The sequence below is a fragment of the Pseudomonas sp. B21-036 genome (assembly GCF_024748925.1).
Taxonomy (GTDB): Bacteria; Pseudomonadota; Gammaproteobacteria; order Pseudomonadales; family Pseudomonadaceae; genus Aquipseudomonas; species Aquipseudomonas palmensis.
In genome coordinates this window covers 2,217,495-2,243,633 of sequence record NZ_CP087178.1, presented here as the reverse complement: position 1 = coordinate 2,243,633, position 26,139 = coordinate 2,217,495, and the positions used below count along the sequence as shown (strand labels likewise).

Annotated in this window: 21 protein-coding genes and 1 pseudogene; 11 read left to right on the top strand and 11 right to left on the bottom strand. The window is 62.2% G+C overall.

The window, feature by feature from the left end:
- Positions 1-12 precede the first annotated feature (12 nt).
- Together LOY33_RS26015 and LOY33_RS09950 are read right to left on the bottom strand one after the other, a co-directional pair.
- Positions 13-1,038 (bottom strand): annotated as a pseudogene (locus LOY33_RS26015) (cache domain-containing protein); the annotation flags it as partial.
- Between the two features lie 222 nt (positions 1,039-1,260).
- A complete protein-coding gene (locus tag LOY33_RS09950; RefSeq protein WP_043861690.1) occupies positions 1,261-2,676 on the bottom strand; it encodes an amino acid permease in 1,416 nt (471 codons plus the stop codon).
- 360 nt (positions 2,677-3,036) lie between these two features.
- Between LOY33_RS09950 and LOY33_RS09945 the strand changes: the two genes are divergently transcribed.
- The 4 genes from LOY33_RS09945 to LOY33_RS09930 all read left to right on the top strand — a co-directional run bounded on the left by LOY33_RS09945 (position 3,037) and on the right by LOY33_RS09930 (position 7,834).
- Entirely contained in the window at positions 3,037-4,449 is a 1,413-nt protein-coding gene (locus LOY33_RS09945) for a PLP-dependent aminotransferase family protein (RefSeq protein WP_043861689.1), read from the top strand.
- 81 nt (positions 4,450-4,530) lie between these two features.
- Entirely contained in the window at positions 4,531-5,166 is a 636-nt protein-coding gene (locus LOY33_RS09940) for a LysE family translocator (protein WP_043861688.1), read from the top strand.
- Between the two features lie 107 nt (positions 5,167-5,273).
- On the top strand, positions 5,274-5,957 hold the full coding sequence (locus LOY33_RS09935) for a response regulator transcription factor (protein WP_043861687.1): 684 nt from the start codon (positions 5,274-5,276) through the stop codon (positions 5,955-5,957).
- An 8-nt stretch (positions 5,958-5,965) separates the two neighbouring features.
- Positions 5,966-7,834, top strand: coding sequence for an ATP-binding protein (locus LOY33_RS09930; RefSeq protein ID WP_213607317.1), 1,869 nt, complete (start codon positions 5,966-5,968; stop codon positions 7,832-7,834).
- Between the two features lie 90 nt (positions 7,835-7,924).
- Here LOY33_RS09930 and katG read toward each other — a convergent pair whose 3' ends face one another.
- Positions 7,925-10,195, bottom strand: a complete 2,271-nt coding sequence (gene katG / locus LOY33_RS09925; RefSeq protein WP_258662526.1) for a catalase/peroxidase HPI — start codon at positions 10,193-10,195, stop codon at positions 7,925-7,927.
- A gap of 346 nt (positions 10,196-10,541) precedes the next feature.
- On the opposite strand from katG, the gene LOY33_RS09920 reads away from it, so the two are divergent.
- The 3 genes from LOY33_RS09920 (at position 10,542) to LOY33_RS09910 (ending at position 12,214) form a co-directional block, all read left to right on the top strand.
- The gene (locus LOY33_RS09920) at positions 10,542-11,174 is read left to right on the top strand and encodes a hypothetical protein (RefSeq protein WP_258662525.1); all 633 of its coding nucleotides are present in this window, start codon (positions 10,542-10,544) and stop codon (positions 11,172-11,174) included.
- A gap of 121 nt (positions 11,175-11,295) precedes the next feature.
- The gene (locus LOY33_RS09915) at positions 11,296-11,805 is read left to right on the top strand and encodes an autoinducer binding domain-containing protein (protein ID WP_258662524.1); all 510 of its coding nucleotides are present in this window, start codon (positions 11,296-11,298) and stop codon (positions 11,803-11,805) included.
- 76 nt (positions 11,806-11,881) lie between these two features.
- A complete protein-coding gene (locus LOY33_RS09910) occupies positions 11,882-12,214 on the top strand; it encodes a hypothetical protein (protein ID WP_058540389.1) in 333 nt (110 codons plus the stop codon).
- A gap of 36 nt (positions 12,215-12,250) precedes the next feature.
- On the opposite strand, the gene LOY33_RS09905 is transcribed toward LOY33_RS09910, so the two are convergent.
- On the bottom strand, positions 12,251-13,234 hold the full coding sequence (locus LOY33_RS09905) for an Lrp/AsnC family transcriptional regulator (RefSeq protein ID WP_078481041.1): 984 nt from the start codon (positions 13,232-13,234) through the stop codon (positions 12,251-12,253).
- Positions 13,235-13,331: 97 nt separating this feature from the next.
- On the opposite strand from LOY33_RS09905, the gene LOY33_RS09900 reads away from it, so the two are divergent.
- Positions 13,332-14,624 (top strand): MFS transporter, encoded by a 1,293-nt coding sequence (locus LOY33_RS09900; protein ID WP_258662523.1) that lies wholly within the window; start codon positions 13,332-13,334, stop codon positions 14,622-14,624.
- An 88-nt stretch (positions 14,625-14,712) separates the two neighbouring features.
- Positions 14,713-16,125: an amidase gene (locus LOY33_RS09895; RefSeq protein WP_258662522.1), complete on the top strand. Its 1,413-nt coding sequence runs from the start codon at positions 14,713-14,715 to the stop codon at positions 16,123-16,125.
- 59 nt (positions 16,126-16,184) lie between these two features.
- On the opposite strand, the gene LOY33_RS09890 is transcribed toward LOY33_RS09895, so the two are convergent.
- The 3 genes from LOY33_RS09890 to LOY33_RS09880 form a co-directional block, all read right to left on the bottom strand.
- On the bottom strand, positions 16,185-17,462 hold the full coding sequence (locus tag LOY33_RS09890) for an NADH:flavin oxidoreductase/NADH oxidase family protein (RefSeq protein ID WP_258662521.1): 1,278 nt from the start codon (positions 17,460-17,462) through the stop codon (positions 16,185-16,187).
- Between the two features lie 94 nt (positions 17,463-17,556).
- On the bottom strand, positions 17,557-17,997 hold the full coding sequence (locus tag LOY33_RS09885) for a MerR family transcriptional regulator (protein WP_116053566.1): 441 nt from the start codon (positions 17,995-17,997) through the stop codon (positions 17,557-17,559).
- A 124-nt stretch (positions 17,998-18,121) separates the two neighbouring features.
- Complete coding sequence (locus LOY33_RS09880; RefSeq protein ID WP_258662520.1) at positions 18,122-19,288, bottom strand: MFS transporter; 1,167 nt, start codon at positions 19,286-19,288, stop codon at positions 18,122-18,124.
- A 94-nt stretch (positions 19,289-19,382) separates the two neighbouring features.
- On the opposite strand from LOY33_RS09880, the gene LOY33_RS09875 reads away from it, so the two are divergent.
- Complete coding sequence (locus LOY33_RS09875; RefSeq protein ID WP_088514798.1) at positions 19,383-20,276, top strand: LysR family transcriptional regulator; 894 nt, start codon at positions 19,383-19,385, stop codon at positions 20,274-20,276.
- 1,039 nt (positions 20,277-21,315) lie between these two features.
- On the opposite strand, the gene LOY33_RS09870 is transcribed toward LOY33_RS09875, so the two are convergent.
- Positions 21,316-22,212: an EcsC family protein gene (locus tag LOY33_RS09870; RefSeq protein ID WP_258662518.1), complete on the bottom strand. Its 897-nt coding sequence runs from the start codon at positions 22,210-22,212 to the stop codon at positions 21,316-21,318.
- Positions 22,213-22,831: 619 nt separating this feature from the next.
- On the opposite strand from LOY33_RS09870, the gene LOY33_RS09865 reads away from it, so the two are divergent.
- Positions 22,832-23,137, top strand: a complete 306-nt coding sequence (locus LOY33_RS09865) for a DUF3077 domain-containing protein (protein WP_258662517.1) — start codon at positions 22,832-22,834, stop codon at positions 23,135-23,137.
- 348 nt (positions 23,138-23,485) lie between these two features.
- Here the strand turns inward: LOY33_RS09865 and LOY33_RS09860 are convergent, their stop codons facing one another.
- From LOY33_RS09860 to LOY33_RS09850, 3 genes are all read right to left on the bottom strand, one after another.
- Positions 23,486-23,719 (bottom strand): hypothetical protein, encoded by a 234-nt coding sequence (locus LOY33_RS09860; RefSeq protein ID WP_078481050.1) that lies wholly within the window; start codon positions 23,717-23,719, stop codon positions 23,486-23,488.
- A gap of 135 nt (positions 23,720-23,854) precedes the next feature.
- Positions 23,855-24,829, bottom strand: coding sequence for a tripartite tricarboxylate transporter substrate binding protein (locus LOY33_RS09855; RefSeq protein ID WP_258662516.1), 975 nt, complete (start codon positions 24,827-24,829; stop codon positions 23,855-23,857).
- A 170-nt stretch (positions 24,830-24,999) separates the two neighbouring features.
- Positions 25,000-26,139 carry a mandelate racemase/muconate lactonizing enzyme family protein gene (locus LOY33_RS09850; protein WP_043860272.1) on the bottom strand — a complete coding sequence of 380 codons (1,140 nt, stop codon included), beginning with the start codon at positions 26,137-26,139 and terminating at the stop codon, positions 25,000-25,002.

Below are 26,139 nucleotides of genomic sequence, written 5' to 3'. Positions count from 1 at the left end.
CTGCAGGTTGCCCAGAAAGCCGTTGAACTCGCGCGACACGAGCGCCACCTCGTCATTGCCGCCGTCGGGCAGGCGCCGCGTCAAGTCGCCGTCGCCCTGGTTGACCTCATGGAACGAGCGGTGCAGCAGCTCCAGCGGCTTGAGCAGGCGCCCGAGCAGCAGGCCCAGCACCACGAGGCTCACCAGCACGCCGAGCAGCGTGGCCAGCACTGCACGCCAGGTCAGGCTGTCGGCCTCGGCCATCACGATGCGCTGGTCGAGCACCACGCCGATCAACCAGTCCATGCCCTCCAGGTAGGTCAGCGGGGTGAAGGACACCAGTGAATCGTGATCGCCGGTTCGAACCGTCTGCAGCTGGCTGTCCAGCGCCGGGTGCTGGCCATCGAACAGGCTGCTGTAGGGCTTGCCGTTGTACTGGCTGTCGGGGTGGGAAATGATCGTGCCGTTGCGGCTGAGCAGAAAGGCATGGCCGGCGCCGTTGAAGTCCAGGGTATTGATGGCATCGGCCACGCTCTTGAGGCGGATATCGCCGCCCAGCACGCCGGCGAAGGTAGCGCCATCGTAGAGGCGCGTGACCGCCGAAATCAGCGTTTCGCCAGTGGCCGAGTCGATGTAGGGCTCGGTGAGCACCGCCTTGTCGGCGCCCTTGGCAACGGCATACCAGGGCCGTGTGCGCCCGTCCCAGCTCGCATCGGGGCGCCAGCTGGGCGTGTTGGTGAGGGGTTTGCCGTCGCGTTGCAAGGCGCCGAATATCAGGATGAACTCGTCCTTGAGCATCGGGCTGTCGATGATGCGCTGGGTGTTTTCAGGGCTGTAGCGGCTGTCGATGACCTGCGCCACCAGGCCCATGAGCTTGAGCTTGGCGTTCAGCCAGTTCTCGATCTGCCGGGCCAGGGCACCGCTGGACTCGGCGATGCCGGCAGACACTTGCTTGTGCAGGGCGTCGCGCACCTGGCTGACCTGCGTGACCGACAGCAATCCGGTGGTAATGAACAGCAATGTGGCGGCCGCCAGGCCAGCCTTGTGAACGATCTTCATGCCTGCACTCCGTGCCGAATCGAGCAAACGGGCATGCTAGGCAGGCGTACTGGCACACTGCAATCAACGTTGCGATGATTGCCCGGTGCCGTAATGGGGATTGTTTACCGGCATCACGGCCACTGCCTGTAGGACGAACCCGGCGGGCGGCATCCGCGCCGCGGGCAGGCAAAAAAAAACCAGGGCCGTTTGCGGCCCTGGTCTTTTTCGTCATGGTGCCTGTCAGCCCTTGAGCTGCCTGGCCGCACGCACGTGCATGAACACGCCCATCAGTGCCACGATGGCCGCCGCCGCACCGGTGGAGAACACCAGTACCTGGTAGTCCGGCACAAAGGCCATGGTCACCAGGCACCCGATGATGAACACGATCACCAAGTAGGTCAGCCACGGGAACAGCCACATCTTCAGGCGGATTTCCTTGCCCTCGGCTTCCAGCTTGCGGCGCATCTTCAGTTGCGAGAACGCGATCACCAGGTACACCAGCAAGGCGATCATGCCGGTGGTGTTCATCAGCACGTCCAGCACGTCTTTCGGGCGCAGGGTGTCGCTGAAGTTGATCAGGGCGACGAACACCGCCACCGAGCACGAACCGATGATGGCGAACACCGGCACACCGGTACCGGCGCGGGTGATCTTGAAGAACGACGGTGCATCACCGCGGGTCGACAGCGAGAACAGCATGCGCGAGGCGGTGTAGTGCGCCGAGATCAGGCAGCTGCTCACCGAGGTCAGCACCACGAAGTTCATCACGAACTCAGCGCCCGGAATGCCCAGCAGCTCCAGGGTACGACGGTACGAACCGTAGCCCGACTGGCCCATCAGCGGGTCGTTCCACGGCACCAGGGCCACGATCAGGAAGATCGAACCCACATAGAACAGGCACACACGCCACACCACCGAGTTGGTGGCCTTGACGATCTGCTCGGACGGGTTCTTCGACTCGGCGGCCGCGATGGTCACGATTTCGGCGCCCAGGAAGGCGAACATCACCCCCAGCATGGCCACCACCACTGCCTCCACCCCATTGGGCATGAAGCCCTGGGCCGTAAGGTTGCTGATGCCGTGGACCTCACCGGTGGGCCACAGGTTGGCCACGGCCAGCCCGCACACCACAAGGAAGCATATGATCGCCACCACCTTTATCAGCGCGAACCAGAATTCGAACTCCCCGTAGTGCTTGACGTTGAAGAAGTTGACGCTGATCAGCACCAGGGTAGTGGCCAGCACGAACACGTTGACGCTGATGGAGGGGAACCAGCCGTGCAGGATCTTGCCCGCCACGTAGGCTTCCCAGGCCATCAGGATGACCCAGAACCACCAGTACAACCAGCCGATGGTGAAGCCTGCCCAGCGCCCGATGGCGCGCTCGGCGTATGTGGAGAACGAGCCGGTGTCTGGCGAGGAGGTGGCCATTTCACCCAGCATGCGCATGATCAGCACCACCAGGATGCCGCCGGCCAGGTACGCCAGGATGGCGGCCGGCCCGGCGCTGTGGATCACACTCCCCGAGCCCACGAACAGCGCACCGCCGATCACCCCGGCGATGGACATCATGGTCAGGTGGCGCGATTTGAGCGAAGCGCTAAGCTTGCTCTCGGGCTCCACCTTGGAGGATGTGGAAGTCGATGTAGCGTCCATCAGTTGTCTACCCCTTGTTTTTCTTTTTCCAGCGAACACGCAAGACCGGCGAATGCCGGGCTTCATTGCTCGTCAGTGTCTGATTGTGTACGGGATGGATCGCAAACCCGGCGGGCATCCATGGCCTTGAAGGTCGGCAATCGTGCTGTGCACGCCCGGGGGCTTGCCCCTGGCGGTAGTGATCGGGCCTCTCAACATGCTTTAGCTGGCGAATACAGACCCCTAATGTAAAAATGTACGACACAGAGAGCCATGCACAGCGCCGTGAAATATGCACTGCACTGTACAGGCCGCCAATGCAGTACACCCCCGTTCCCTGCAGGCGCCAGGCGTTACGCACCCTGAAGGCACAGCCCCAACATGCTTGAATTACGACCCGACTCCGCCCCCCCGCTCGTCAACCAGATCATCAACGGGTTGCGTGAGTTGATCGAGAACCAGACCCTCAAACCCGGTGCCAAGGTACCGTCCATCCGCGCCTTCGCCGCCACCTACTCGGTCAGCACCTTCACCGTGGTCGAAGCCTACGATCGGCTGGTGGCCCAGGGCCTGCTGGTCAGCCGCGGCAATGCCGGCTTCTTCGTCAACCGCTCGGTCAACGAGCGCATCGAAAGCCAGGCCAGCGACGCCGAGCCGGGCAAGCCGGAGTTCAACTCCGAGTGGTACCTGCAGAACATCTTCGAAAGCCGCCAACTGGCCTTCAAGCCCGGCTGTGGCTGGCTGCCCAACGAGTGGATGTTCGAGGACGGCCTGCGCCGCGGCCTGCGCCAGGTGGCCGGCAGCGTGATGGAACTGAGCGGTTACGGCGACCCCATGGGCCTGCTCGAGCTGCGCACCCTCACCGCGCAGAACCTGGAACAGGACCAGCGCATCGTGGCCAACCCCAACCAGCTGATGCTCACCCACGGCGCCAGCCAGGCGCTGGACCTGGCGGTGCGCACCCTGGTGCGCCCAGGCGATGTGGTGCTGGTGGACGACCCGGGCTACCCCAACCTGATGAGCATCCTGCGCTTTCAGGGCGCCACCCTGATCGGCGTGCCGCGCACCCCGGCCGGGTACGACCTGGAGCATCTCGAGCGGCTGCTGGCCCACCACCGGCCCACGGTGTTCTTCACCCAGCCGCACCTGCACAGCCCCACCTGCTCGCGCACCCCGCTGGCGCAACTGCACCGCCTGCTGCAACTGTCGGCGCAACACGGCTTTCGCCTGGTGGAGAACAACCTGTACGCCGACATGGTGGCCGAACCGCAACCGTGCCTGAGCAGCCTGGACCACCTGCAGCAGGTGGTGTACGTGGGCAGCTATTCCAAGAGCATCTCGCCGAACGTGCGGGTGGGCTACATGCTGGCCAACCCCGAACTGATCCAGAAGCTGCTGCAACTGAAGATGCGCTCGGGCCTGACCACCTCACAGGTGATGGAGCGCGTGGTGTATGCGGCCATCACCGACGGGCGCTGGCGCAAGCACCTCAAGCGCCTGCGCCAGCGCCTGGCCGAGGCGCAGCAGGAGGTCAGCCGTCGCCTGAACCGCCTGGGCTTCGAGATTTTCGTCGAGTCCGACGAGGGCATGTACCTGTGGACCCGCCACCCGCAGATCGCCAACAGCGCAGCGCTGGTGGACGACGCCCTGGAGCGCGGCATCATGATCGGCCCCGGCCAGTTGTTCATGGTCGACGCCCAGGCCACCGGCTGGATGCGCTTCAACGTGGCGTTCAGCACCGACCCGGCCTTGTGGCAGCAACTGGAAAAGCTGTTCGCCCGTCACGCCGCCTGAACCTGCGCAATTTTGTTCAATACGCCGCCCCCGGCCCCGCCACACACTTCCTGGACCCACATCCATAGAAGTGAAGGTTACATGGAGCAGTTCCTGATCATTGCAGCAGCGCACTTTCTGGCGCTGCTGTCACCCGGGCCGGATTTCTTCCTGGTGGCACGCACCTCCCTGGCCACCAGCTGGCGCGTGGCCAGCGGAGCCTGCCTGGGCATCGCACTGGCCAACGGGGTGTTCATTGTCGCCGCCTTTACCGGCGTGTCGGTGCTGCAGCCGCACAGCACGCTGTTCATCGTGCTGCAACTGGCCGGTTGCGCCTACCTGCTGTACCTGGGCTGGCTGTTCATCCGCCATGCCGGTGCCAGCACGCTGGAGGTTGCCCCGCAGGGGTCGCCGGCACCGTCGCCCGCGGCCACCACCTGGCTGGGCGCCGCCGGCATGGGGGTGGTGTCCGGCATCCTCAACCCCAAGAACGCGCTGTTCTACGCCAGCCTGGCGGCCATGCTGAGCGGGCCGCAGGCAAGCCCTGGCTGGAAGCTGGCCTACGGCCTGTGGATGTTCGGCGTGGTGCTGGCGTGGGACCTGCTGGTGGCGGTGGTGATTGGCAACCGCCACGTGCGCCGCCGCTTCGCCCGTGCCCTGCCGTGGCTGGAGCGGGCCACGGGGGCGATGCTGGTGCTGCTGGCGCTGGGCGTGATCGCGGTAATGGCGCTGGGCTAGCACCGGGGCGTGGGGTAGGCTATGAGGCTTCATTTACCTGTTTTCAGGGATACCTATTGGCCGCTGCATGGGGCACATTCGCCCCCACCGCGCGCCCGAGACTGCCCATGCCTATCCAGACGACTGTTCCCGAACCCACGCTGCTCGCGCCGGTACTGCTGGTGGAGGACGAGCCGCTGATCCACCGCCGCCTGGAAGCCCTGCTGCTGCAACTGGGCTACCGGCCCGAGGCCCTGCTGTTCGCCAGCTCGCTGGCCGAGGCCCGCGCCTGCCTGGCCGCGCAGCCGGTGGCGCTGGCGCTGGTAGACCTGGGCCTGCCCGACGGCAACGGCATCGAGCTGATCGAAGAGATGCACGCCACCGACCCCGGCCAGGCGATCCTGGTGATCTCGGCATGGAGCACCGAAGACACCCTGCTCGCGGCGCTGCGGGCAGGCGCCACCGGCTATGTGCTCAAGGAACGCGACGACCTGGAGATCCTGTTGTCGCTTCGCAGCGTGCTGCGCGGTGGTGCCCCCATCGACCCGTTCGTGGCCCGGCGCATCATCGAGGAACTGCGCCCGGGGGCCGCCCAGCCGGTCGACACCGCCGATGGCGAACGCCTGACCCCGCGTGAAGACCAGATCCTGCGCCTTGTGGCCGAGGGCCTGGGCAACCGCGAAATCGCCGAACAGCTGAACCTGTCGCGCTACACCGTCGAATGCCACGTCAAACGCATCTATCGCAAGCTGGCGGTGTCTTCGCGTACCCGCGCCATCCATGCGGCACGCACGCGTGGCCTGCTCGATTGAGAGGCCTGATGGCGTGCTGGCTGCTCGTCCTGTGCCTGTCGGGTGCAGCGCAGGCTGCAACGCCGGGCGGTGCAAGCTGCACCGTGCAGGTGCTGTCGGTAGCCGCCGCCCAGGGTGATGACCAGGGCAACCGCCCCGAGGCCGGCCCCTGGCAGGCCGTGACCCTGCCCGACGACTGGAGCCGACGCTGGCCGCAGCACGACGGCACGGTGTGGTACCGCCTCCAGTGGCAGCGCGACTGCGCGGCCGGTCAACGCATGCCGGTGGCACTGACGCTGCGCTCGGTGATCATGGCCGGCGAAGTGTTCGTCAACGACCAGCGCCTGTGGCGTGACAGCCAGCTGAGCGAGCCGCTGTCACGCAGCTGGAACATGCCCCGCTACTGGCACCTGCCCGAAGGCCTGCTGCACGAAGGCGTCAACACGCTGTGGGTACGTGTGGTGGGCCTGGCGGTACAGTCACCCGGGCTGGGGCCGGTGTACCTGGGGGATGAGGCCTCGGCACGCCAGCTGTATGAAGAGTTGCTGTGGACCAACCGCTCGTTGTTCGTGCTCAACCTGACCGTCTCGGCGGTGCTGGGCGGGCTGTTCTTCTGTATCTGGGTGATCCGCCGCGAGCAACGGATCTTTGGCTGGTATGCGGCCATGGCCCTGTGCTGGGTGCTGTTCATCGCCAATATACTGATGACCAGCCCCTGGCCCTTCTCCACCACCCTGATGGCTGCGCGCTTCAACGGCATCGCGCTGGTGATGTACGTCACCTGTTTCTGCGTGTTTGTCTGGCGCTTTGGCGGGCAATCGCTGCCGCGCCTGGAGAAGGCACTCTGGCTGCTGACTGCCGCACTGGTGGCCTTGATGGCACTGGCCCCGGATGCCCGCGTCGGCAACGCGCAACTGGTGGCGGTGCTGAGCACGGCGACGGTGTTTTTCCTCAACTGCCTGCAGTTTCAGCTGCATGCCTTGCGCACCCGGCGGCCCGAGCATGTGTGGCTGGCCGCCAGCCTGCTGATATTCATGCTGGCCGGTGCCCATGACCTGCTGATTATGCTGAAGCTGATCGGCGAAACGCCCGCGTGGACACCGCTCACCAGCGTGGTGACGACCCTGTGCATGTCGGTGGTGCTGGGCTTGCGCCATGCGCGCAGCGTGCGCCGCATCGAGCGCTTCAACCTGGAGCTGGCCGAAGGCATCGAGCGTGCTCGCGGGGAACTGGCCACCACCCTCGAACGCGAACACGCCCTGGCGCTGACCAACTCCCGCCTGCAGGACCGCCTGCAGATCGCCCACGACCTGCATGATGGGCTGGGCGGTTCGCTGGTGCGCATGATGGCCATGGTCGAGCAGGCCAGCACGCCGCTGCAGGGCCCGCAGTTTCTGTCGATGCTCAAATTGCTGCGTGATGACCTGCGCCAGACCATCGACAATGGCTCCAGCGCCGGCATCAAGGTGCCGGCCACGCCGCAGGAATGGATCGCCCCGCTGCGCCATCGCTTCACCCAGCTGTTCGACGAACTGGATGTGGCCTGCACCTGGCACTTTGCCGCGCAGTGGCGCACACCGCCCAGCGCCTTGCAGTGCATGGCGTTGACCCGCCTGGTGGAAGAGTCGCTGACCAATGTGGTCAAGCACAGCCGTGCCCGGCATGTGCAGGTTGAGCTGCAGCAGCCGCAGCCCGACAGCCTGGAGCTGAACATCGAGGATGACGGTATCGGCTTCGACGTGCTGGCGGTACAGCGCGCCGGGGTGAGCGTGGGCATGCGCAGCATGCATGCGCGCATCGCCCGGGTGGGCGGTCAGTTGGAGGTGGTTTCGCTGCCGGGTTGTACGCGGCTTGTTGCGCGCCTTGCGCTGCAACGGGAGGTGCCGGCCAGCGTGTGAGCCGGTACTGCAGGCATTCGCTTGGCCGGCAAGGCCGGCCCCTGCGGGGGTTGTGCTGCTCTGCAGAGGCCGGTCTTGCCGACGAACGCGCTACTTCACATCGAAACGGTCCAGGTTCATCACTTTGGCCCAGGCCGCCACGAAGTCGCTGACGAACTGCTGCTGCGCATCCGCACTGGCATACACCTCGGCCACGGCCCGCAATTGCGCGTTCGAGCCGAACACCAGGTCGACCCGGGTCGCGGTCCACTTCACCTGCCCGCTTTTGCGATCACGCCCTTCGAACGCCTGAGCGGCGTCGGACACCGGCTTCCACTCCACGTCCATGTCCAGCAGGTGGGTGAAGAAGTCATTGGTCAGCGCCTGCGGCCGCTGGGTGAACACGCCATGGCTGCTCTGGCCCACATTGGCCCCCAGCACCCGCAGGCCGCCCACCAGCACCGTCATCTCCGGTGCACTGAGCGTCAGCAGTTGCGCCTTGTCGATCAGCAGCGCTTCGGCCGGCACGCGGTAGTGCCCCTTGAGGTAGTTTCGAAAACCATCGGCAATGGGTTCGAGAAAGCCGAACGACTCCACGTCCGTCTGCTCCTGGCTGGCATCGGTGCGCCCCGGCGTGAACGGCACCGTGACCGTATGCCCGGCGTTTTTCGCAGCCTGCTCGACGCCGGCGTTGCCCGCCAGCACGATCAGATCGGCCAGGGAGATCTTCTTGCCACCGGCCTGCGCCCCATTGAATTCGTTCTGGATGCTTTCCAGGGTCGCGAGCACAGCAGCCAGCTGTTCGGGCTGGTTGGCCTGCCAGAACTTCTGCGGGGCCAGGCGCAGCCGCCCGCCATTGGCACCGCCGCGCTTGTCCGACCCCCTGAAGGTGGAAGCCGCCGCCCATGCGGTGGACACCAGCTGCGCCACCGACAGGCCCGAGGCCAGTACCTTGGCCTTGAGCGCGGCGATGTCGCCGTCATCGACCAGCGGGTGGTCGACCTTGGGAATCGGGTCTTGCCACAGCAGCTCCTCAGCGGGCAGTTCCGGGCCCAGGTATCGCGACAGCGGGCCCATGTCACGGTGGATCAGCTTGTACCAGGCGCGAGCAAAGGCATCGCTCAGCTGGTCGGGGTTTTCCAAGTAGCGGCGCGAGATCTTCTCGTAGATCGGGTCGAAGCGCAGCGACAGGTCGGTGGTCAGCATGGTGGGGTTGCGCCGCTTGGACGGGTCGTGGGCGTCGGGGATGATACCGGCGCCGGCGCCGCCCTTGGGCGTCCACTGGTGGGCCCCGGCCGGGCTCTTGGTCAGCTCCCACTCGAAGCCGAACAGGTTCTCCAGGAAGTTGTTGCTCCAGCGGGTCGGGGTGGTGGTCCAGGTCACTTCCAGGCCGCTGGTGATGGTGTCCGGGCCCTTGCCGGTGCCGAAGCTGTTCTTCCAGCCCAGGCCCTGTTCCTCCAGGCCTGCCGCTTCAGGCTCGGGGCCCACGTTGTCGGCCGGGCCGGCGCCGTGGGTCTTGCCGAAGGCGTGGCCGCCGGCGATCAGGGCCACGGTTTCCTCGTCGTTCATGGCCATGCGCCCGAAGGTCTCGCGAATGTCCTTGGCGGCGGCGACCGGGTCGGGGTTGCCTTCCGGGCCTTCCGGGTTCACGTAGATCAGCCCCATCTGCACTGCGGCCAGGGGGTTCTCCAGGTTGCGGCCCTGCTCGGTACGGCTTTCTTCGTTGCCGTGCTGCTCGGGTTCGGCCACCAGGGTGCCCTCGCCCGGCGGCTGCATGGCTTCAGGGTCTTTGCCGTAGCGCGTGTCGCCGCCCAGCCACTTGTTCTCCGAGCCCCAGTACACGTCCTCGTCCGGCGCCCACACGTCCGGGCGACCGCCGGAAAACCCGAAGGTCTTGAAGCCCATCGACTCCAGCGCCACGTTGCCGGTGAGCACGATCAGGTCGGCCCAGGAAATCGCCCGCCCGTACTTCTGCTTGATCGGCCACAACAGCCGCCGCGCCTTGTCGAGGCTGACGTTGTCGGGCCAGCTGTTGAGCGGCGCGAAGCGCTGCTGGCCGGAGCCGGCACCGCCGCGCCCGTCGCCGGTACGGTAGGTGCCGGCACTGTGCCAGGCCATGCGCACGAACAGTGGCCCGTAATGGCCGAAGTCGGCCGGCCACCAGTCCTGCGAGTCGGTCATCAGCGCGGTGAGGTCCTGCTTGAGGGCCTGGAAGTCCAGGCTCTTGAACGCCTGGGCATAGTCGAAGCCCTCGCCCAGCGGGTCGGCCTGGGGCGCGTGCTGATGCAGGATCTTCAGGTTGAGCTGGTTGGGCCACCAGTCACGGTTGGTGGTGCCACCGCCGGCGGCATGATTGAACGGGCATTTCGATTCAGTTGCCATGTGAGAGCTACCCTTGGTCGAGTTCATGTCGCCAGGCAGCCCTGCCAGGGCGCCGTGGCAACGTGCGAAATCAGTTACACAGGTTGCATCGTCAACGACTCGAACGGCTGAGCGCCGCGATCTTGTCTCTTCATCAGGATGGGTCGGCCAGCTGGCGCCGGCACCGAACTAAGGCTAGTTCGCCGCCCCCGAGTCGGCAAATAGCCGCAGTATTGGTGGGTGATAGCCATAATCTCTTATACGGAACCCGCCAGGGAGCAGAAGGTAGGACAAACGCTCGCTGAGCCGTGCACCGATAACGCAGGCGTAGTCAGGGCGAGCGACCACCCCACGGGAGGCTCGCCCCATGGACATGCGCCCGCGTTCAACCGCCATCCACGAGGCCGGTCACGCCCTGGCCGTGTGGTGGAACGGCCAGCCCATTGCACGGGTGACCGTGCTGACCCACGCCCAGGCCGCCAGCGGCCCGCTGATCGACCTGAACGGGCGTGCGCACTTTGCCGAGGGGCTGGTGGAGGCGGACTATCTGATCGTGCACCCGGCCTTCGCCGCCCGTGGCATTGCCGAGTACCTGCCCTCCCTCGTCGAACCCATCGAGCGCGACCTGCTGCACTGCTTTGCCGGGCCCGTGGCCGAAGCCATCCACCGGCACGCACGCTATGACCGGGTCTTGCGCGGCAGCGGCCGTGGCGACCGCTGCCGCGGGCATGAACTGATCAGCCTGTTGCCCGCGCACAAGCTGCTCGATGCCGAGGCCCTGGCCATTGCCCGGTCCGGCTGCCTGGTACGCCGGTACTGGGCGGGGCTGGTAGCAGTGGCCGACCTCTTGCAGGCACGGGGCGTGGTGGACGGCGAGCGAGTCAGCGCGTTGCTGTGCCAGGTGACTGGTGAATCACCGGCACAAGGGCCCGCAAGCCTGCGCGAGCTTGACCCTGAGGGCGGGCCCGACCAGAGGCAGGCAACCCGGCAAAAGCGTTAGCGCTTTTTGCAATAGCGCAAAAAAGCTGAGCTACAGTCGTAAAAGGCGCATCTGATACGTATTTATCAGGAGAAACTGATCTGTATCCACGGATGTTCACATCATGCAGGGATGAGCAACGATGGATCACTGGACAACGGAGCAACTGCGTCAGCTGGTGTGCTCGAAGGACCTGGACAGCCAGTTGGCGCAATTGGAAAAGCTGCTTCGGTGCCTGGGTTTCGACTGCTACGCCTTCAGTTTCACCACCCCGACGTTTTCGATCACACAAAGCAACTGCCCCAACCCATGGGGCGAGCGCTACCGTCGCCATGAGCCTGCGGTCGTTGAGCCCCTGCTTGCGCACAGCCGGCACTCATCCTTCCCGTTGCTGTGGACACCAGAGGCTTTCACCAGCCCCCCCGAGTTGTGGGCAGGCGCGCAGGATCACGGCGTTTGCCTCGGCTGGACCCAACCCTTTCACGATGAGCACGGCAGGTTCAGCAGCTTGAGCGTGGTACGCCAACACCCGCCCGTGACCGTCAATGAGCTTTACCGCAAGGGGGCCGCGGTGCTGTGGCTGGTGCAGGTGCTGCATGCGACGGCGGCCGCTCTGGTGAATGACCCGCAGGGGCCGTCATCATTCGAGTGACCCGCAATGGGGTTCGCCAGCGCCACATGGGATATCCTCGCTACCTGACCCGTTCAAAGATCGAGTGGAAGACCCATTGAAACTGCTCAAGGAAAACAGAGAAATCCTCCTGTCTGGAGAAGAAGCCATCCACCTTGTCGCCGATATCGAATACATGCTCATTTCCCTGAGAGACATTGCCCGCCATTACTACAGGGATGTTGATGGCGACATCAGCCCAGGCGACAGAGCGCTGTATTGCGAAGAGACGACACGGTTCATCGATGAAAACCAGATCACCCGTCGACTGGCCGCCATGCGAAGAACAATCACTGAAAAGTTCGACCTCGCGCTGGGCTGCGACGACATGGATGACATTGAAAGAGCGGTGGCCGAGATGGACTACTGGAAGCCCAAACAGGCAACGTAGCCAGCTACGTTGCTTGCACAAAGGCAGGCATGAACCCTACTCGACCATCAACCCTCGACGCACCCGCCCCGCCCTTTTGTAGGCCCTGACCACCGTGTTGGTCTCACACGAGATGATCCCCTCCAGGGATCCCATGCGGGCGGTCGAGACGGTCCATAGATCATGGATATCACGGCACAGCACATGCCAGAACAGCTGCGAGCCGCCACTGGTGCCAAACAGGCAACGCGTGTGTTCATCCTTCGCCAGTTCCTGGGCAATGCCCTCCGCCGCACCCGGTCGAGTCTGCAACGACACAATCGCCTCTACCCCATAGCCCACCAGCAACGGCTCGAGCTCCACACGAAATGTCAGGGCATTGCTGTCGACGAGCCCACTCAGCATCCGCTGAACCTTCGGCTCACTGACTCCACATGTCTCGGCAAGCACGCCCAGGCTGGCCCTTCCATCCAGGGTCAGGGCGCCGAGTAACCGCATTTCGTCAGCACTCAGGCTCACAGGCCCGGCCAGCACCGGCTCGCTAGGCACCGAACCATCAATGCGCCAGCGGCTGGCTCGTCGGAACGACCTGAGCACCACCTGCGTCTGAACCTGCCTAACCCCCGGCACCAGCGGCAACTCCCGCACCACCATGTCAGAAAGCGCTTCCACGCTGGGCAGGTTGATCTCGGTGAAGATGTCGAACTCGCCCGTTGTCGCCATCACAACCTGCGTCTGTACCCACTGCGCCAGGTGCTGCGCCACTTCGCTCTGACGACCGTCTGCTACCCGAATCCAGGCATGCAGCACCGGGCCACTCCCCACCACAACCGGGTCGAGCTCGCCGATCACCCGGATATACCCATTGTCCATCAAGCGTTGCAGGCGACGCGAAAGCGTACGCTCCGCCACATCGCAGCCGGCACTCAGATCCCGCCAGGTGCCGCGAGGGTTCGCCTGCAGTGCAATCAGGCAGGCCAGATCCGCGTCATCCAACGCAAAATGTCTTTTTTCATCCGAATCAACGGTTGACGAGACCATATCCTTACAATACCTTCGCTCAAGTGGCCAAATTAATACAAAAAAACGCCGCATATGTCTAAAAACAATTACAACTCAAACCCAAAGGCACAAGCCAATGAATTATGCGACTCAAACGTCCGAAGCGGCAAAGCCGCAGGTATCAACCGCGCGCAAAATTGCTGCTGGCAGCATTGGCAATGCGGTGGAGTGGTTCGATTGGACGATCTATGCGTCGTTCGCGGTGTTCTTTTCCACACAATTCTTTCCAAAAAATGACGAAACGGCGTCCCTGCTGGCGACCTTCGCGATTTTCGCCGTGGGGTTCTTCATGCGTCCGATCGGTGGCTGGGCCCTGGGGATCTACTCTGATCGCTATGGCCGCAAATCGGCACTGGGGGTCACCATCCTGCTGATGGCAGGCGGGTCCCTGATGATCGGCATCACCCCCACCTACGATAAGATCGGCCTGCTCGCGCCGGTCTTACTGGTGATAGCGCGCCTGATGCAAGGCCTGTCGCTGGGCGGTGAATACGCTTCAGCCTCTACCTACCTTGCCGAGTTGGCGCCGGACCACCGTCGCGGGTTCTTTTCGAGCTTTGTGTTCTTCAGCTCCGCCGCGGGCATTCTGACCGCCTCGGCGATCGGCTGGGCGCTGACCACCCTCCTCACCGAGGAACAGATGAGAGAGTTCGGCTGGCGCATTCCGTTCCTGCTCGGCGCCCTGGGCGGTATCGCAGGCATCTGGCTGCGTATGTCGGTACCTGAAGCAGAAGCCTCCACGCCGCCAACCGCAGACAAGGTAGAGAAGCAACCGCTGCGCACCCTGCTGCGCGATTATCCGCGCGAGACCCTGCGGATCGTGGGCTTTTCGATCCTGAGCACCTTTGCCTTCTACCTGTTCGTCATCTACATCCCGACCTATGCCATCCGTGCGCTGCACGTGGAGTCCTCGACAGCGTTCGCTGCAAACACGGTTGCAATGGTCGCGTTCATGCTCGTGCACCCACTCTTCGGCATGCTCTCTGACAAGTTCGGGCGCAAGCCGCAACTGATCGTGTTCGCCCTGGGCTACCTGGTGTTCTTCTACCCGATCATCACCAGCATGCAGCCGACGTTCTCGTCGATCCTGATGGTGGAGCTGTTCGGCCTTATGCTCTACGCGCTCTATACCTCCATCGCCCCGGCAATCATGTCCGAACAGTTCCCCAGCCGCGTTCGCGCCGTCGGCATTGGTGCTCCCTACAACCTGATGGTGGCGCTGCTGGGCGGTACCACGCCGTATCTGCTGACCTGGCTGCAGAGCAACGGTCAGGAGAGCTGGTTCTTCTACTACGTGCTCGCAGGCGCCGCGCTCACGCTTGTGACCTTCATCAAAATGCCGGAAACAGCCGGAAAGCCACTGAAATAATCACTGGCTCGAACAACGCCATGCAATCCCCGTCAACGAGTATCGGATACGGGGATTACCGACCCATACCGCTTAGAACCTAGAACCCATGCTCGAACGATCCGAAGCCCTATGTTTCCAGTCTGCCCTGCAGATTGCCCATCTGATCGCTACCCGGCAGATCACCTCGCGTGCCGTCACGCACTACTTTCTGGACCGCATTGCTCGCGGCAGCGAGCTCAATGCCTTTACCGCAGTGTTCGCAGAGCAAGCCCTGGCGGCAGCCGATGCCGCCGACAGTGCGCTCGAGGCAGGCCACCCATCGAGCGCTTTGCATGGCGTACCGGTCGCCATCAAGGACAACATCGAAATAGCCCATACCCCGGCATCGGCAGGTTCGTTGAGCCGCCTGAGCATTGTCAGTGCCGTGACCAGCACCGTCGCGCAACGATTGCAGGCGGCCGGAATGGTTATCCTGGGCAAGACCCAGATGACCGAATTTGCGTTCGGCCTGTCCGGGCAGAACCCGACCCGAGGCACGCCCTGGAACCCGTGGGACACAACGCTGCATCGCGCCCCGGGCGGTTCCTCTTCAGGTGCGGCGGTTGCTGTTGCCGCAGGGCTTGTACCTGTTGCAGTGGGGGGCGATACCGGCGGATCGATCCGAGCCCCCGCATCGCTCAATCATCTGGTCGGCTTCAAGCCGTCCAGCGGGGTCATCAGCGTGCACGGTGTGGTTCCGCTTGCGCCCAGCCTCGACGTGCTGGGCCCGATCGCCCGTGATGTCGGCGACGCCCATGCACTCACGGCCATCCTTGCCAGCCCGTCTACCGGCAGTGGGTCGAGCGTTCAGGCCGACCTTGCAGGTGAGCTGGTACCAGCCAAGCCGGGCACGGTGTTCGTACTGGACCAGAGCGCGTTCCCAAGTGCGCTGTCCGTGGGCGCTCGCCGGGTATGGGATCAGGCCCTGGTCACCCTGGAAAAGGCCGGCTGGACGCTCCAGAGCTGGGTTCCAGAGGATGAGTTGAACATCGGCCGGCTGTCCGAGTGCAACTCGATGATCATTGCCTATGAGGGGTATCGCGAGTTCGGCCACCTTGCACATGACCCTGCGCAGCCGCTCTGGGAGGTGGTGCGCAATCGCATCCTGGCCGGCGCGGCCATCAGCCGTGACGACTACGAACAAGCCGTTGCACAGCGTGCCCACGCCGCCGAGGCCTTCAGACGAGCGATCGGCTCATCCGGTGTTCTGCTGATGCCGGTCAGCGGTCACGGGGCCCTGCCTCTTGATGACCAGGACGCTGCTCACGTGAGCATCGGCACGTTCAGCCGCGCCAGTAACTACCTCGGCACCCCGGCAATCGCCCTACCCGCCGGATTCGATGAAGCACAGATGCCGATTGGCGTGCAGCTGCTGTCACCGGTATCTACCGACATGCACTTGCTGAACATGGCGAGCGCCATGGCGCCTGCACTGCTGCTTGACGAGCGCAAGCCCGAGCTGGGGCGGTGGGGGCTTTAAGCCCGGAACAACACTCGCGTAGCACCTGGCGCAACGTCTTCAGTGATGTTGCGCAGGTGTCATCCAGGCAGACCATCGCCGTGCGCTGCGATCGTCAGGCCGTTGCAATGCGAAGACTTTTCTACCCATCTCCGGTACTGGCGAGTGCGAAAGGCCATGGCGGCCTGTTGCAGGATCAGCGCGAACAACGGTGAAACACTCGGGTCGGGATTTTTATTGCGACTGAGTTTACGCAGTTGAAACTTCACTACAGCCATGTTCGCCAAGGCCGCCATGGCTTTGTTTTTCCAGGTGATCGGCGGCAATTGCGGGGCATTGTCGTTGCCCGCCAGCCACTGGCGAGGCAGGTGCGGGTCGATAGCAAGGGCGGTTCCGATGCCCACCATGTCCACACCGCTTTGCAGGACGCTGTCGGCCACCGGGCGGCGGCGTATACCGCCAGTGACCATCACCGGCATGTTGGCGACGGTTTGGATATCACCGGCGAACTCGACGAAATAGGCTTCGCGAGCCAGGGTGCGACCATCGCGCGCGTCACCCTGCATGGCGGGTACTTCGTAGCTGCCTCCCGATAACTCCACCATGTCCACGCCCAGGTCGTTGAGCAACTCAACCACCTTTTTCGCGTCATCGGCGGTGAATCCTCCGCGCTGGAAATCGGCGGAGTTCAGCTTGACCGCCACTGCAAAATCCGCAGAAACCACAGCCCTGACCGCCTTGACGATTTCTAGCAACAGGCGCGCCCGGTTTTCCAGAGGGCCACCCCACTCGTCCGTCCGCTGGTTGGTCAACGGCGAAAGGAACTGGCTCAACAAATAGCCATGGGCAGCATGAATTTCCACACCAGTGAATCCGGCCTGTTCGCCGAGGCGTGCGGTATTCGCGAAGCGCTGAACAACCTCTTCGATCACGCCTGGGGTCATCGCATGAGGTGTGGCAAATCGCCTGGACATTTTGCCGAGATCCAGCGGCACGGCTGACGGGGCCCAGGTCTTTTGCCCAAGGTTGGACTGCATCTGGCGACCGGGATGATTGATCTGCAACCAGAACTGCGCACCGCCAGACCGACCTGTACGCGCCCAGTGCTTGAACTTGTGCAATTGCTGATCGTCTTGCAACACCACGCCACCCGGTCCGGTCATGGCGCGGCCGTCGACCATAACGTTGCCGGTAATGATCAGGCCGGCACCACCGTCGGCCCATGCTTGATAGAGACGCAGCAAGTCCTTGGAAGGCGCCTGATCGGCGTCCGCCATGTTCTCCTCCATGGCAGCTTTGGCGATTCGGTTCTTGATGGTTGAACCGTTGGGAAGCATCAGGGTGTCGAACACATTCATGGAGCAGCCCTCAACTGAAGAGGAGGCCACCTTAAGATTAAAGTCAACTTTAAGGTCAATACCCTTTTGCGCAGTGCAGCAGTGGAGTTTGACCTTAACGCACCGCACGCTTGCCCGGCGCTTTGCCAATGCCTTCTTCACGCAGGCGATTGATCAGCATTTGCGCATTTTCCGCGCACGCCATGCTTTCGGGCTTACCCTCGATGCCCTGGATGACGAGCAGAAGCTGCGCTTTGTTGTGGGCTAGCCGTTGCTGTAGAACAGCAATTTCCTCAACCTTTTGCTTAAGCCCGCTGAGCAATTCATCGTGCTGCCAACCGCTGGCATTCATCGGCATCAACTGCCGAATTTCTTCCAATGAAAAACCCGCCGCCTGCGCTGCGGTGATGACCTCCAACACCCACTTGGTATCAGGCGCGTAGTCCCTGTAACCATTTGCTTTGCGCTCGACAGATTTGATCAAGCCGCTCGACTCGTAGAACCGGATGCGTGAGGGCGCCAAACCACTGATTTTCGCCAGTTCGCCTATTCGCATAACCCACCCTGAACACTCTGTTGACCTTGAAGTTGACTTTAAACCTAAAGTCATCGGGGCGGCCAACCATCACGCATTGAATTCAGGCTCGACCACTGTCTACGCCACTGGCATCAGCGCTTCGTCACGCCACTGTTGATGCAACAGTTCTGGAGCGCCAGCCATACGCCAACACCATCAGCAGCCCCAGAGCACCCATCGACGCTCCGGCCAGGGAAATGGCCGGATAACCCAACCCGGCGTTGATCACCGCTCCGCCCAGCGCTGCGCCAATCGCGTTGCCAAAATTGAAGGCGCCAATGTTCACCGCAGAGGCAAGATTGGGCGCGTCCTTCGCTGCTTCCATCACACGCATCTGCAGTGGCGGCACCAGGGCGAAACTGGCGATACCCCATATCAGGATGGCCAGAGCGGCCGGCACCGCCCAACGCATCAGCAGAGTGAACGCCAGCAAGACGAGAATCAGAACGCTTAGCGAGACGATCAAGGTGCGATCTATCGAGCGGTCGGCGGCCTTGCCGCCCCACAGGTTGCCCAGCGTCAACCCCACCCCGAAAAGAACCAGCATGCCAGTGATATAGGCGGTGGAACCATTGGTCTCGCTGCTGAGGATCGGCGCGATGTAGGTGAAGACAGTAAACATCGCGCTCGACCCGACTACGGTCAGGGCCAACGCGCCCAGCACTGGACCGCGCCCCAGTACTCGAATTTCGGCCATTACACCGACGCTTTGCGACGTCTTCAGGTTAGGCAGGGCGAACCATAATGCGGCCATGGTCGCCACACCGAGGCCGGTAATTCCCCAGAAAGCGGTGCGCCAACCGAACAGTTCACCAAACCAGGTGGCCAGCGGCACACCGCCGATGGTCGCCAAGGTCAGGCCCATGAACATCGCCGCCACCGCCCCGGCACGTTTTTCCGGGGCGACCACGCTGGCGGCGACGATGGAGCCAACGCCAAAAAATGCACCATGGTTCAGTGAGGTCACCACCCTGGCGACCATGAGGCTGTAGTAATCGGTGGCCAGGGCTGACATCAGATTACCCAAGGTGAAAATCCCCATGAGCCCGATCAGCAGATAGCGTCGGGGAATCCTGCCGGTGGTCAGTGTCATCAGCGGTGCACCGAGCAATACGCCCAGCGCGTAGGCACTGACCAGCAAACCGGCAGCGGGAATCGAAACGCCCAGATCCTGAGCTATACCCGGCAACATGCCCATGGGGGCGAATTCTGTTACGCCGATGCCAAAGGCACCGATGGCAAGTGCGACAAGTGGTGGATTGATACGCATGGAAGGCTCCTTATCTATGCCGCCAATGCTACGATGCAGTTTTTTAACGCGGTAGATAGCATTTTTGGCAATCACCTTTGCGCAGGAGGCACAAGTGGACTTCAACGGCAGGTCAGGTGAAATGAGCGTGTTCACCACCGTGGCGCACGAAGGCAGCCTGTCGGCCGCGGCGCGTGCACTGGGCGTGACACCCTCGGCAGTCAGTCGGGTCATCGCGCGTACCGAGCAACGCCTTGGCACCCGCCTGCTGTTGCGCACCACCCGAGCGCTCGCCTTCACTGCCGAGGGCGAAGCGTTCCTGCGTGGCGCCCGGCGTATCCTGGCCGATATGGACGAGGTCGAAGCAGCGATCGCTGACCAGGGCGTGCCCAGGGGGCGATTGCGGGTCAGTGCCGCCCTTGGCCACGGGCGGCTGGCCATCGTCCCGCTGGTGGCAGCATTCAGCGCCCGTTACCCGAACATCGTCGTCGACCTTACCCTCGGCGACGAAGTGGTCGACATTCTCGGCGGGCAGGCCGATGTCGCGATCCGCTTTGGCCATCTGCCCGACAGCCCGCTGACCGCGCGCAGGATCGGCGACACCGGCCAGGTAGTGGTGGCATCGCCCGATTATCTGCAGCGCGAGGGCATCCCCAAGGAGCCGGAAGACTTGTTTCAGCACAATTGCCTGCGCTTCAACTTCCGGCGTGCCGAACCCAACTGGCCGTTCATCCGCGATGGAAAAGAGTTTTCCCTGAAGGTCAGCGGCAACATCGAATGCAGCAGTGGTGAAGCGCTGGCACAACTTGCGCGAGTAGGTGCCGGCATTGCACGTATCGGTGAGTTCAGCGTGCGCGAGGATCTGCAGCGCGGCGCCCTGATTCCGCTGCTGGAAGCCTGGAACCCTGGGGACCAGGAACCGATCCATGCTGTGTTCGTCGGCGGGGCGGCAATGCCGGCGCGGGTGCGATTGTTCGTGGACTTCTTGCTGGAACATCACCGGATGTAAGCGCTTGATCTGAAATTCCGGGTGCTTGTGGTGTTGAAGTCTCCAAAATGTCGTTACCTCACCAGCATCAATGCTGAAACGGTAACCCCTCCAGCTTCCCCACAAGCCAGAACCTTGAATACCCACCCCCACCCCGTTAACCTTCGCCTATCGCTTTTTGTGTCTGCTGTTTCGTGTCATGGCAGCTGTGCGTGGGGCGCATTCGTGCGCGCCGGGTTCCTTGATTCCCGGTCTACCAACCTGCGTACAGCGCCACCCTTCGTTTTGTAAGGTGGCGCTTTTTCAGTTAAGAAACTTTTCTCATGTAGGCCTGAGATTTTTCCTTCGAGATTTTTCAAGCGTTCTACTTCTAGCGTGCCGTCTGCTTTTGCTATGGCTTTAGGTTCATCGATAAACACCAGTTGAGCGCATAGGCCTTCTATTAGTGCTCTCAAACATGCTGCGATCAATGTGTAAGAGTCATTGTTATAGCCGTCAATGGACTCGAGATAAACTCGTCGGAGGCTATGTGGGACTTCCCAAAATTCTTTTACTGGCCGCGTGTTCCCAGAACGTTTGGGCAAAGGGTTACTCTTTCGCCATCATCATTCATCGTCACTTATTTGCTGTACGCCTTCAGAGAACCAACTAACCTGCTTGAATGAGGATATCATGCACCCTTGATATTAAACCACTTGCTTGCTCAGCCAACAGAAAAGTCGTCATCGTATTCTTCGCTGGCTGAGTAATCGCATGAAGTCATGATCATGTGGCGAGTTGGCCGAGCGCATTGGGAACAGTGCTCTTGGATTATGTTTCCTTTAAGTTTGCTCTCAAAGTTTTTTCTGTTTTTCCCCAGATATCCTCGTGGACAGCTAGGTGCTAATAGAGTGTGATCCGAAGATATTCAGGGCTCTCATTCGTTCTATTTCAAACGCGAATGCGACGCCTAGAATAAATACAGTCATGCTTCAAAATCTGCCGCTATTTTTATTAAAAAGTTGGCGAATTTATTTTAATGTAATAAATCCGCCCTTTTTTTGCTCTTTTTTCGGAGTTATCACACCGTTTGCGAGGCTTCAGTGTAGTGTGGGTCATAGTCATTTGCGGGTTTTACGGTCACCTCAATCACCTCTGGACCGTATTTGTGCGCTAGGAAGCGCTCCCGATAAAGGTAGAAGGCTGCGTCACAGACTTTCATGGTGAAGTAGGCGTTGAAACCTCCGCCCACAGCTGCACCTACAGCGGGAATCGTTTGTGCGAGCTTTGCTTTTGTAAGACGTATGCCCAGGGCTTTGGCTATTTCTTGGATGATCTTCACAAAAACGCTTTTTTCCAGCTCCTGCCAGGTCGCTTTCTTCGCTACATCCTGAGAAATCTTGATCAGTTGAGCCATGGCGAGCGCCTTCGAACTGTCGGTAGGAGAAGAGGCAAGGCCAAGCACGTTGAAGGCGAACAGTCGTTCCTCCTGACGTGAGGTGTCAAAACCGTAGTAGGCAGCGTACTCGCCGATCGCACGAAGATTAAGTGTGATCAGCGCCGGAATATCGACCGCCAGACCCGGTAAGCCCACGGCACCCGCCCCAGCGCCTTCTACTAGAGCGATGCCCTTGTATTTCGCGCCGAGGAATCCAACGACCTTATCGATTTGCTCTAAATCCAGGTCGTGAATGTCTTTATGAGCTTTAATCGTGCTGTGTCCGTCGCCACGAAACTCTTCAAAAATTGCTTCTGGTCTTACGCTCCACTGAGCAGCGTCGTGGCAAACGCTGGTCAAGCCCTCAATTGCGCCCTGGATTGCGGGGCCTACACCCGGTGCCTTGAACAAGAGGTCACCTGCTTTGTCCAGCGGCTGGTTTATCACCTTCAGTGCTTGACCGAACCAGCCAATGTCAGGCTCCTTCCAGTTGTGAATCTCTTTCAGTGCGTGTTGCTCATATTTGCTCAGCTTCGGCATGCTGGATCCTTGGTTGGTGAATGAATCATCAATGATATCGAAAGGCTATTATGCCGTGGATGATTCAATTTCTGTTGCCAATTTTCCAGATGTTGTGACTACGCGATAAGGGCGATCACGTCCGCCTAAGAGTAAATGGAAGCCTCGCTCCTGATGCTGGAGCACTGAAGGTGTATTCGCCTGCGACTCACCAGGAAGTGTCCGGTTTTGGCCGTTTGCCGCCTTCTACCAAGGGGTGCAATGGGTCGGAAGCGGTCGTCCATAGATATCCGCTTCTGGCCGAAAGCAGCCTTCACCAAAAACCAGGTATCGATCGATAGCCCCATAGACAGCCTCAATCAACCCGCCTTGAACATTCCCCAATCCCCGCTAACCTTCGCCTCGCCGCTGTCATTTCAGCGGCCGGGTCTTCTAGCCCGCCAAGTAAAAAGCGCACAGCGCCGCCTGAAAGTCACTGGCGCTTTTTTGTGCCCGTGGTTTCGATTTATGGTGGCTAGGTGTGGGAGACCTTCGGGTCTGCCGGGTTCCTTTTGCCCCGGTCTTGCAGACCCGCACGTAGCCGCCACCCTATCAACTGCAAGTGATGGCTGGCGGTTCCACTGCAAAAGGGAGCTGCACAATGACAAAAATCGTCCCCGATCCCCCGCTTGTTAATTCCCGCAAAACCACCTACACCGCCTTCGGCTGTAGCAACGGAAACCACCCTCCCCTGTTTTCCGTCTGCGAAGGCATCGAGCTCGAAGATGCGTTGGTCCATCTGTCGCTACAGATCCAATGCGCCAAGGACACCACCGCACAAGCTTGCGAACGCGCCGACGCGCAGTTCAAGCACCTGCTGGTGGCAGCGCAGCAGTCGCTGGAGATGAGCACCGTGTTGATCGACACGGTGCTGGACGGCATGGAGGCGCAAGCGGTAGACGCGTAACGACGAGACACCCGGGCCGCAGACGCGGCCCACTGATAGGGGTGCCTATGCGCCATGTAGGAGGCGGCCTCGCCGGCGAAGCGACGCGCGGGCAGCGCGCGGCCTAGAGAGCGCCATCAGATTCAAGGCATGCCCCCCAAACCCAGATGCAATTACAAGACAGGTGACTGAGGATGTCTTCAGAAAGGCCACCAAAGGATCGCGGTGAGGTTATCAGATGCCAGTCAATGCTGTTGTGCCGGTCACAAGATCGAGCGCCGCGAGCGCGGCGCTTCGCCGGCAAAGCCGGCTCCTACATGGGCTGCCACGTGCCAACGCCTGTGAGATTCGAGTTGTCAGCCACTACAACTACACCACCAGAATCGCCTCATGCACATCAATTGTCGGAATCGGCACCACACAACGGCGCGTGTCGAGCCACTGGCGCATCTTGCAGGCGTCGAAAATCTGGCCCTCGTCCATCATCGTCAGGATGAGCTTTTGAGACATGTGGTAACACCCACATTTCAGGCAACGCCGCCCTTCCCACCCGGCTGGGCAGTCGATGGCCTCGGCGTGGCCGGCGCAGATCAGACAGCTCATGCAACCCCCTGATTGTTTTTCTGGGCGGGAAGGAACGTGCTGGTTACACCACAAAAAACAGCGTTCGAAAAAGGCATGAAAATTCCGTGCCAAGGCACGTATCTCGACAGATGGCAGCTGTTTCGGGCACCTGCCTCACTGGCCCCTGCGAAGGTCGTCGATCAGGGTCTTGTACCCGGCCACCTGCTGCTTGACGTAGGTGCGCAATTGATCACCGGTCAGGGCGAACGGCAGCAGCCTGAAGCCGCTGCGAAGCTGGGCGAACTGTTCCGAGGCCAGTAGCTGGTCGAAGGTGTGCTTCCACCAGGCATAGTCCTCGTCGCTGACCCCGGGCCCCAGATAGAAACCCCTGACCACCGGGCAGACGATGTCGTAGCCCTGTTCCCTGGCGGTGGGTACGTCCTTGAGCTCACCGCCCAGGCGTTCTTCCGAGAGTACGGCCAGCAGGCGCATTTCTCCGCGCTGCAGGTGCGTGATGACCTCAAACGCATCGGTACTGCTGACTTCGATGTAACCGCCCAGCAACGCCGTGGCGCTTTCGCCGCCGCTTTCCAGGGCGATGTAGCGCAATTCGCCAATATCGATACCCGCGGCCTTGGCGAGCAATGCGGCCTGCACCCAGTCCTGCCCGCCGGCAGTGCCGCCGGAGCCGAACAGCACCTTGCGCGGCTGCTGCTTCAGCGCCTTGACCAGGTCGTCGAGTTTCTTGTACGGGGAGTCGCTTCTTACCGCGATGGCGCCATAGCTTTTGCCCAGGGCGGCGACCCAGCGTACCGCACCCTCGTCGAAGCGCCCGAACTTGCCCTGGGCAAGGTTGAGCAGCGACCCGCTGGACCATGCGATCAGGGTGCCCGGCTCTGCCGGCCGTTGCGCGATGATGGTGTTGTAGGTCACCGCCCCGACCCCACCGGGCATGTAGGTGATCTGCATGGGCTGGTCGAACACCTTGTTCTGGGCCAGGGCTGTCTTTATCAACTGGCACATCAGGTCCCCACCGCCACCCGATGAACCGGGCACGATGCACTCGGGCGAAGACGGCGGCGCCGCCAGCAACGAAGTGGCGAACAGGGAGCAAGCAATCGAGCAGATACTGCGCAGGAAAAACGTCATGGCGGTCGCCTGTTATTGTTTTTGGTATGACTTGGCAGTTGCGCACCGGGCGGGTTGTCGCCAGTGCACAACTGCACGTACCAAATCTTAGGCTGTGTAGCTTTCTCCAACCTTGCAGCAAGGCAGCGTACGCTGCCCGCGCCATGACTGCAAAACCGGCACCACGGCAGTTACGCAGCGCCCGCCTGGCGGCCGACGCTCAGCTGCAACTGGGCAACGCGCCCGATCTGCTCCCAGTCGATCTGCAGGCCCAGGCCCGGTAGCTGCGACACCGTCACCTGCCCTTGCGCGTTGGTGCGGATCGGGTTGGCGGTGGCGAACTCGAACAGCTCGACCTCGCACGCCTGTTCGAAGTAGCTGCACACCGGCTGCCCCAGCATCAGGTGCAGGTTGGCCGCCTGTGCCAGCGAATGCCCCCAGCTCTGCAGTTCGACCTTGAGCCCGCTGGCCGCAGCGTGGTGGATGATCTTCAGCGCGGGGGTGATGCCGCCGCAGGTCATCACATCCACCCGCACACGGCTCCAGCACTGCTGGCTGGCGGCAAACGCCACCAGCTGGCTGTCGGTGATGGCGTTGCCGGCGGCCAGCACCGGCACCTGCAGCCGCGTGCTCAAGTGTCGGTACCCGGCCAGGTCGTAGTCGTCCAGCGGCGCCTCGAACCAGGCGTAGCCCAGCTCGCCCAGCACCCGCCCGACCTTGAGCGCGGCGTCCAGGTCGTAGCGCTGTTCCACGTCCAGCATCAGCGCCAGGCCCTTGTCGCCGTGGGCCCGCTGAACCTGCTCGAGCAGTTGCAGGTCGCGCGCCGGGTCGCACCAGCAATGGAACTTGATGGCCGCAAAGCCCGCCTCGACCAGTTGCTGCACGGCGTCCACATAGGCCTGCGGCGTGGCCAGCACCGGGGTGCTGGCGTAGGCGTCGATGCGCTCGCGGTAGCCGCCCAGCAGCCTGAACAGGGGCAGGCCCGCCGCCTGCGCCGCGATGTCCCACAGCGCCACGTCGATCAGCGCCTGGGCCTGGGCCGAGCGCGCATAGGCCCTGGGCTTGAAGTGCATCCACAGCCCTTCGCGCTGCAGTGCCGAGCGCCCGAGCAGGTCGGGGATCATGTCACGCAGCGTCTCGGCCAGTACCGCGTCGGGGTGGTGCGTGGTGTACGAATCGGTAGCCGCCACGCCGACGATGCCGTCGCAGGTGCTGATGCGGATGAAGGTGTGCGTGGTGCACGGCGCCGGTTGCTCCGGGGTCCAGGTGGAGCCGCGCAGCGGCGGCGCGCACACGAACACCTCGACCCGGTCGATGATCTGGTTGTGCAT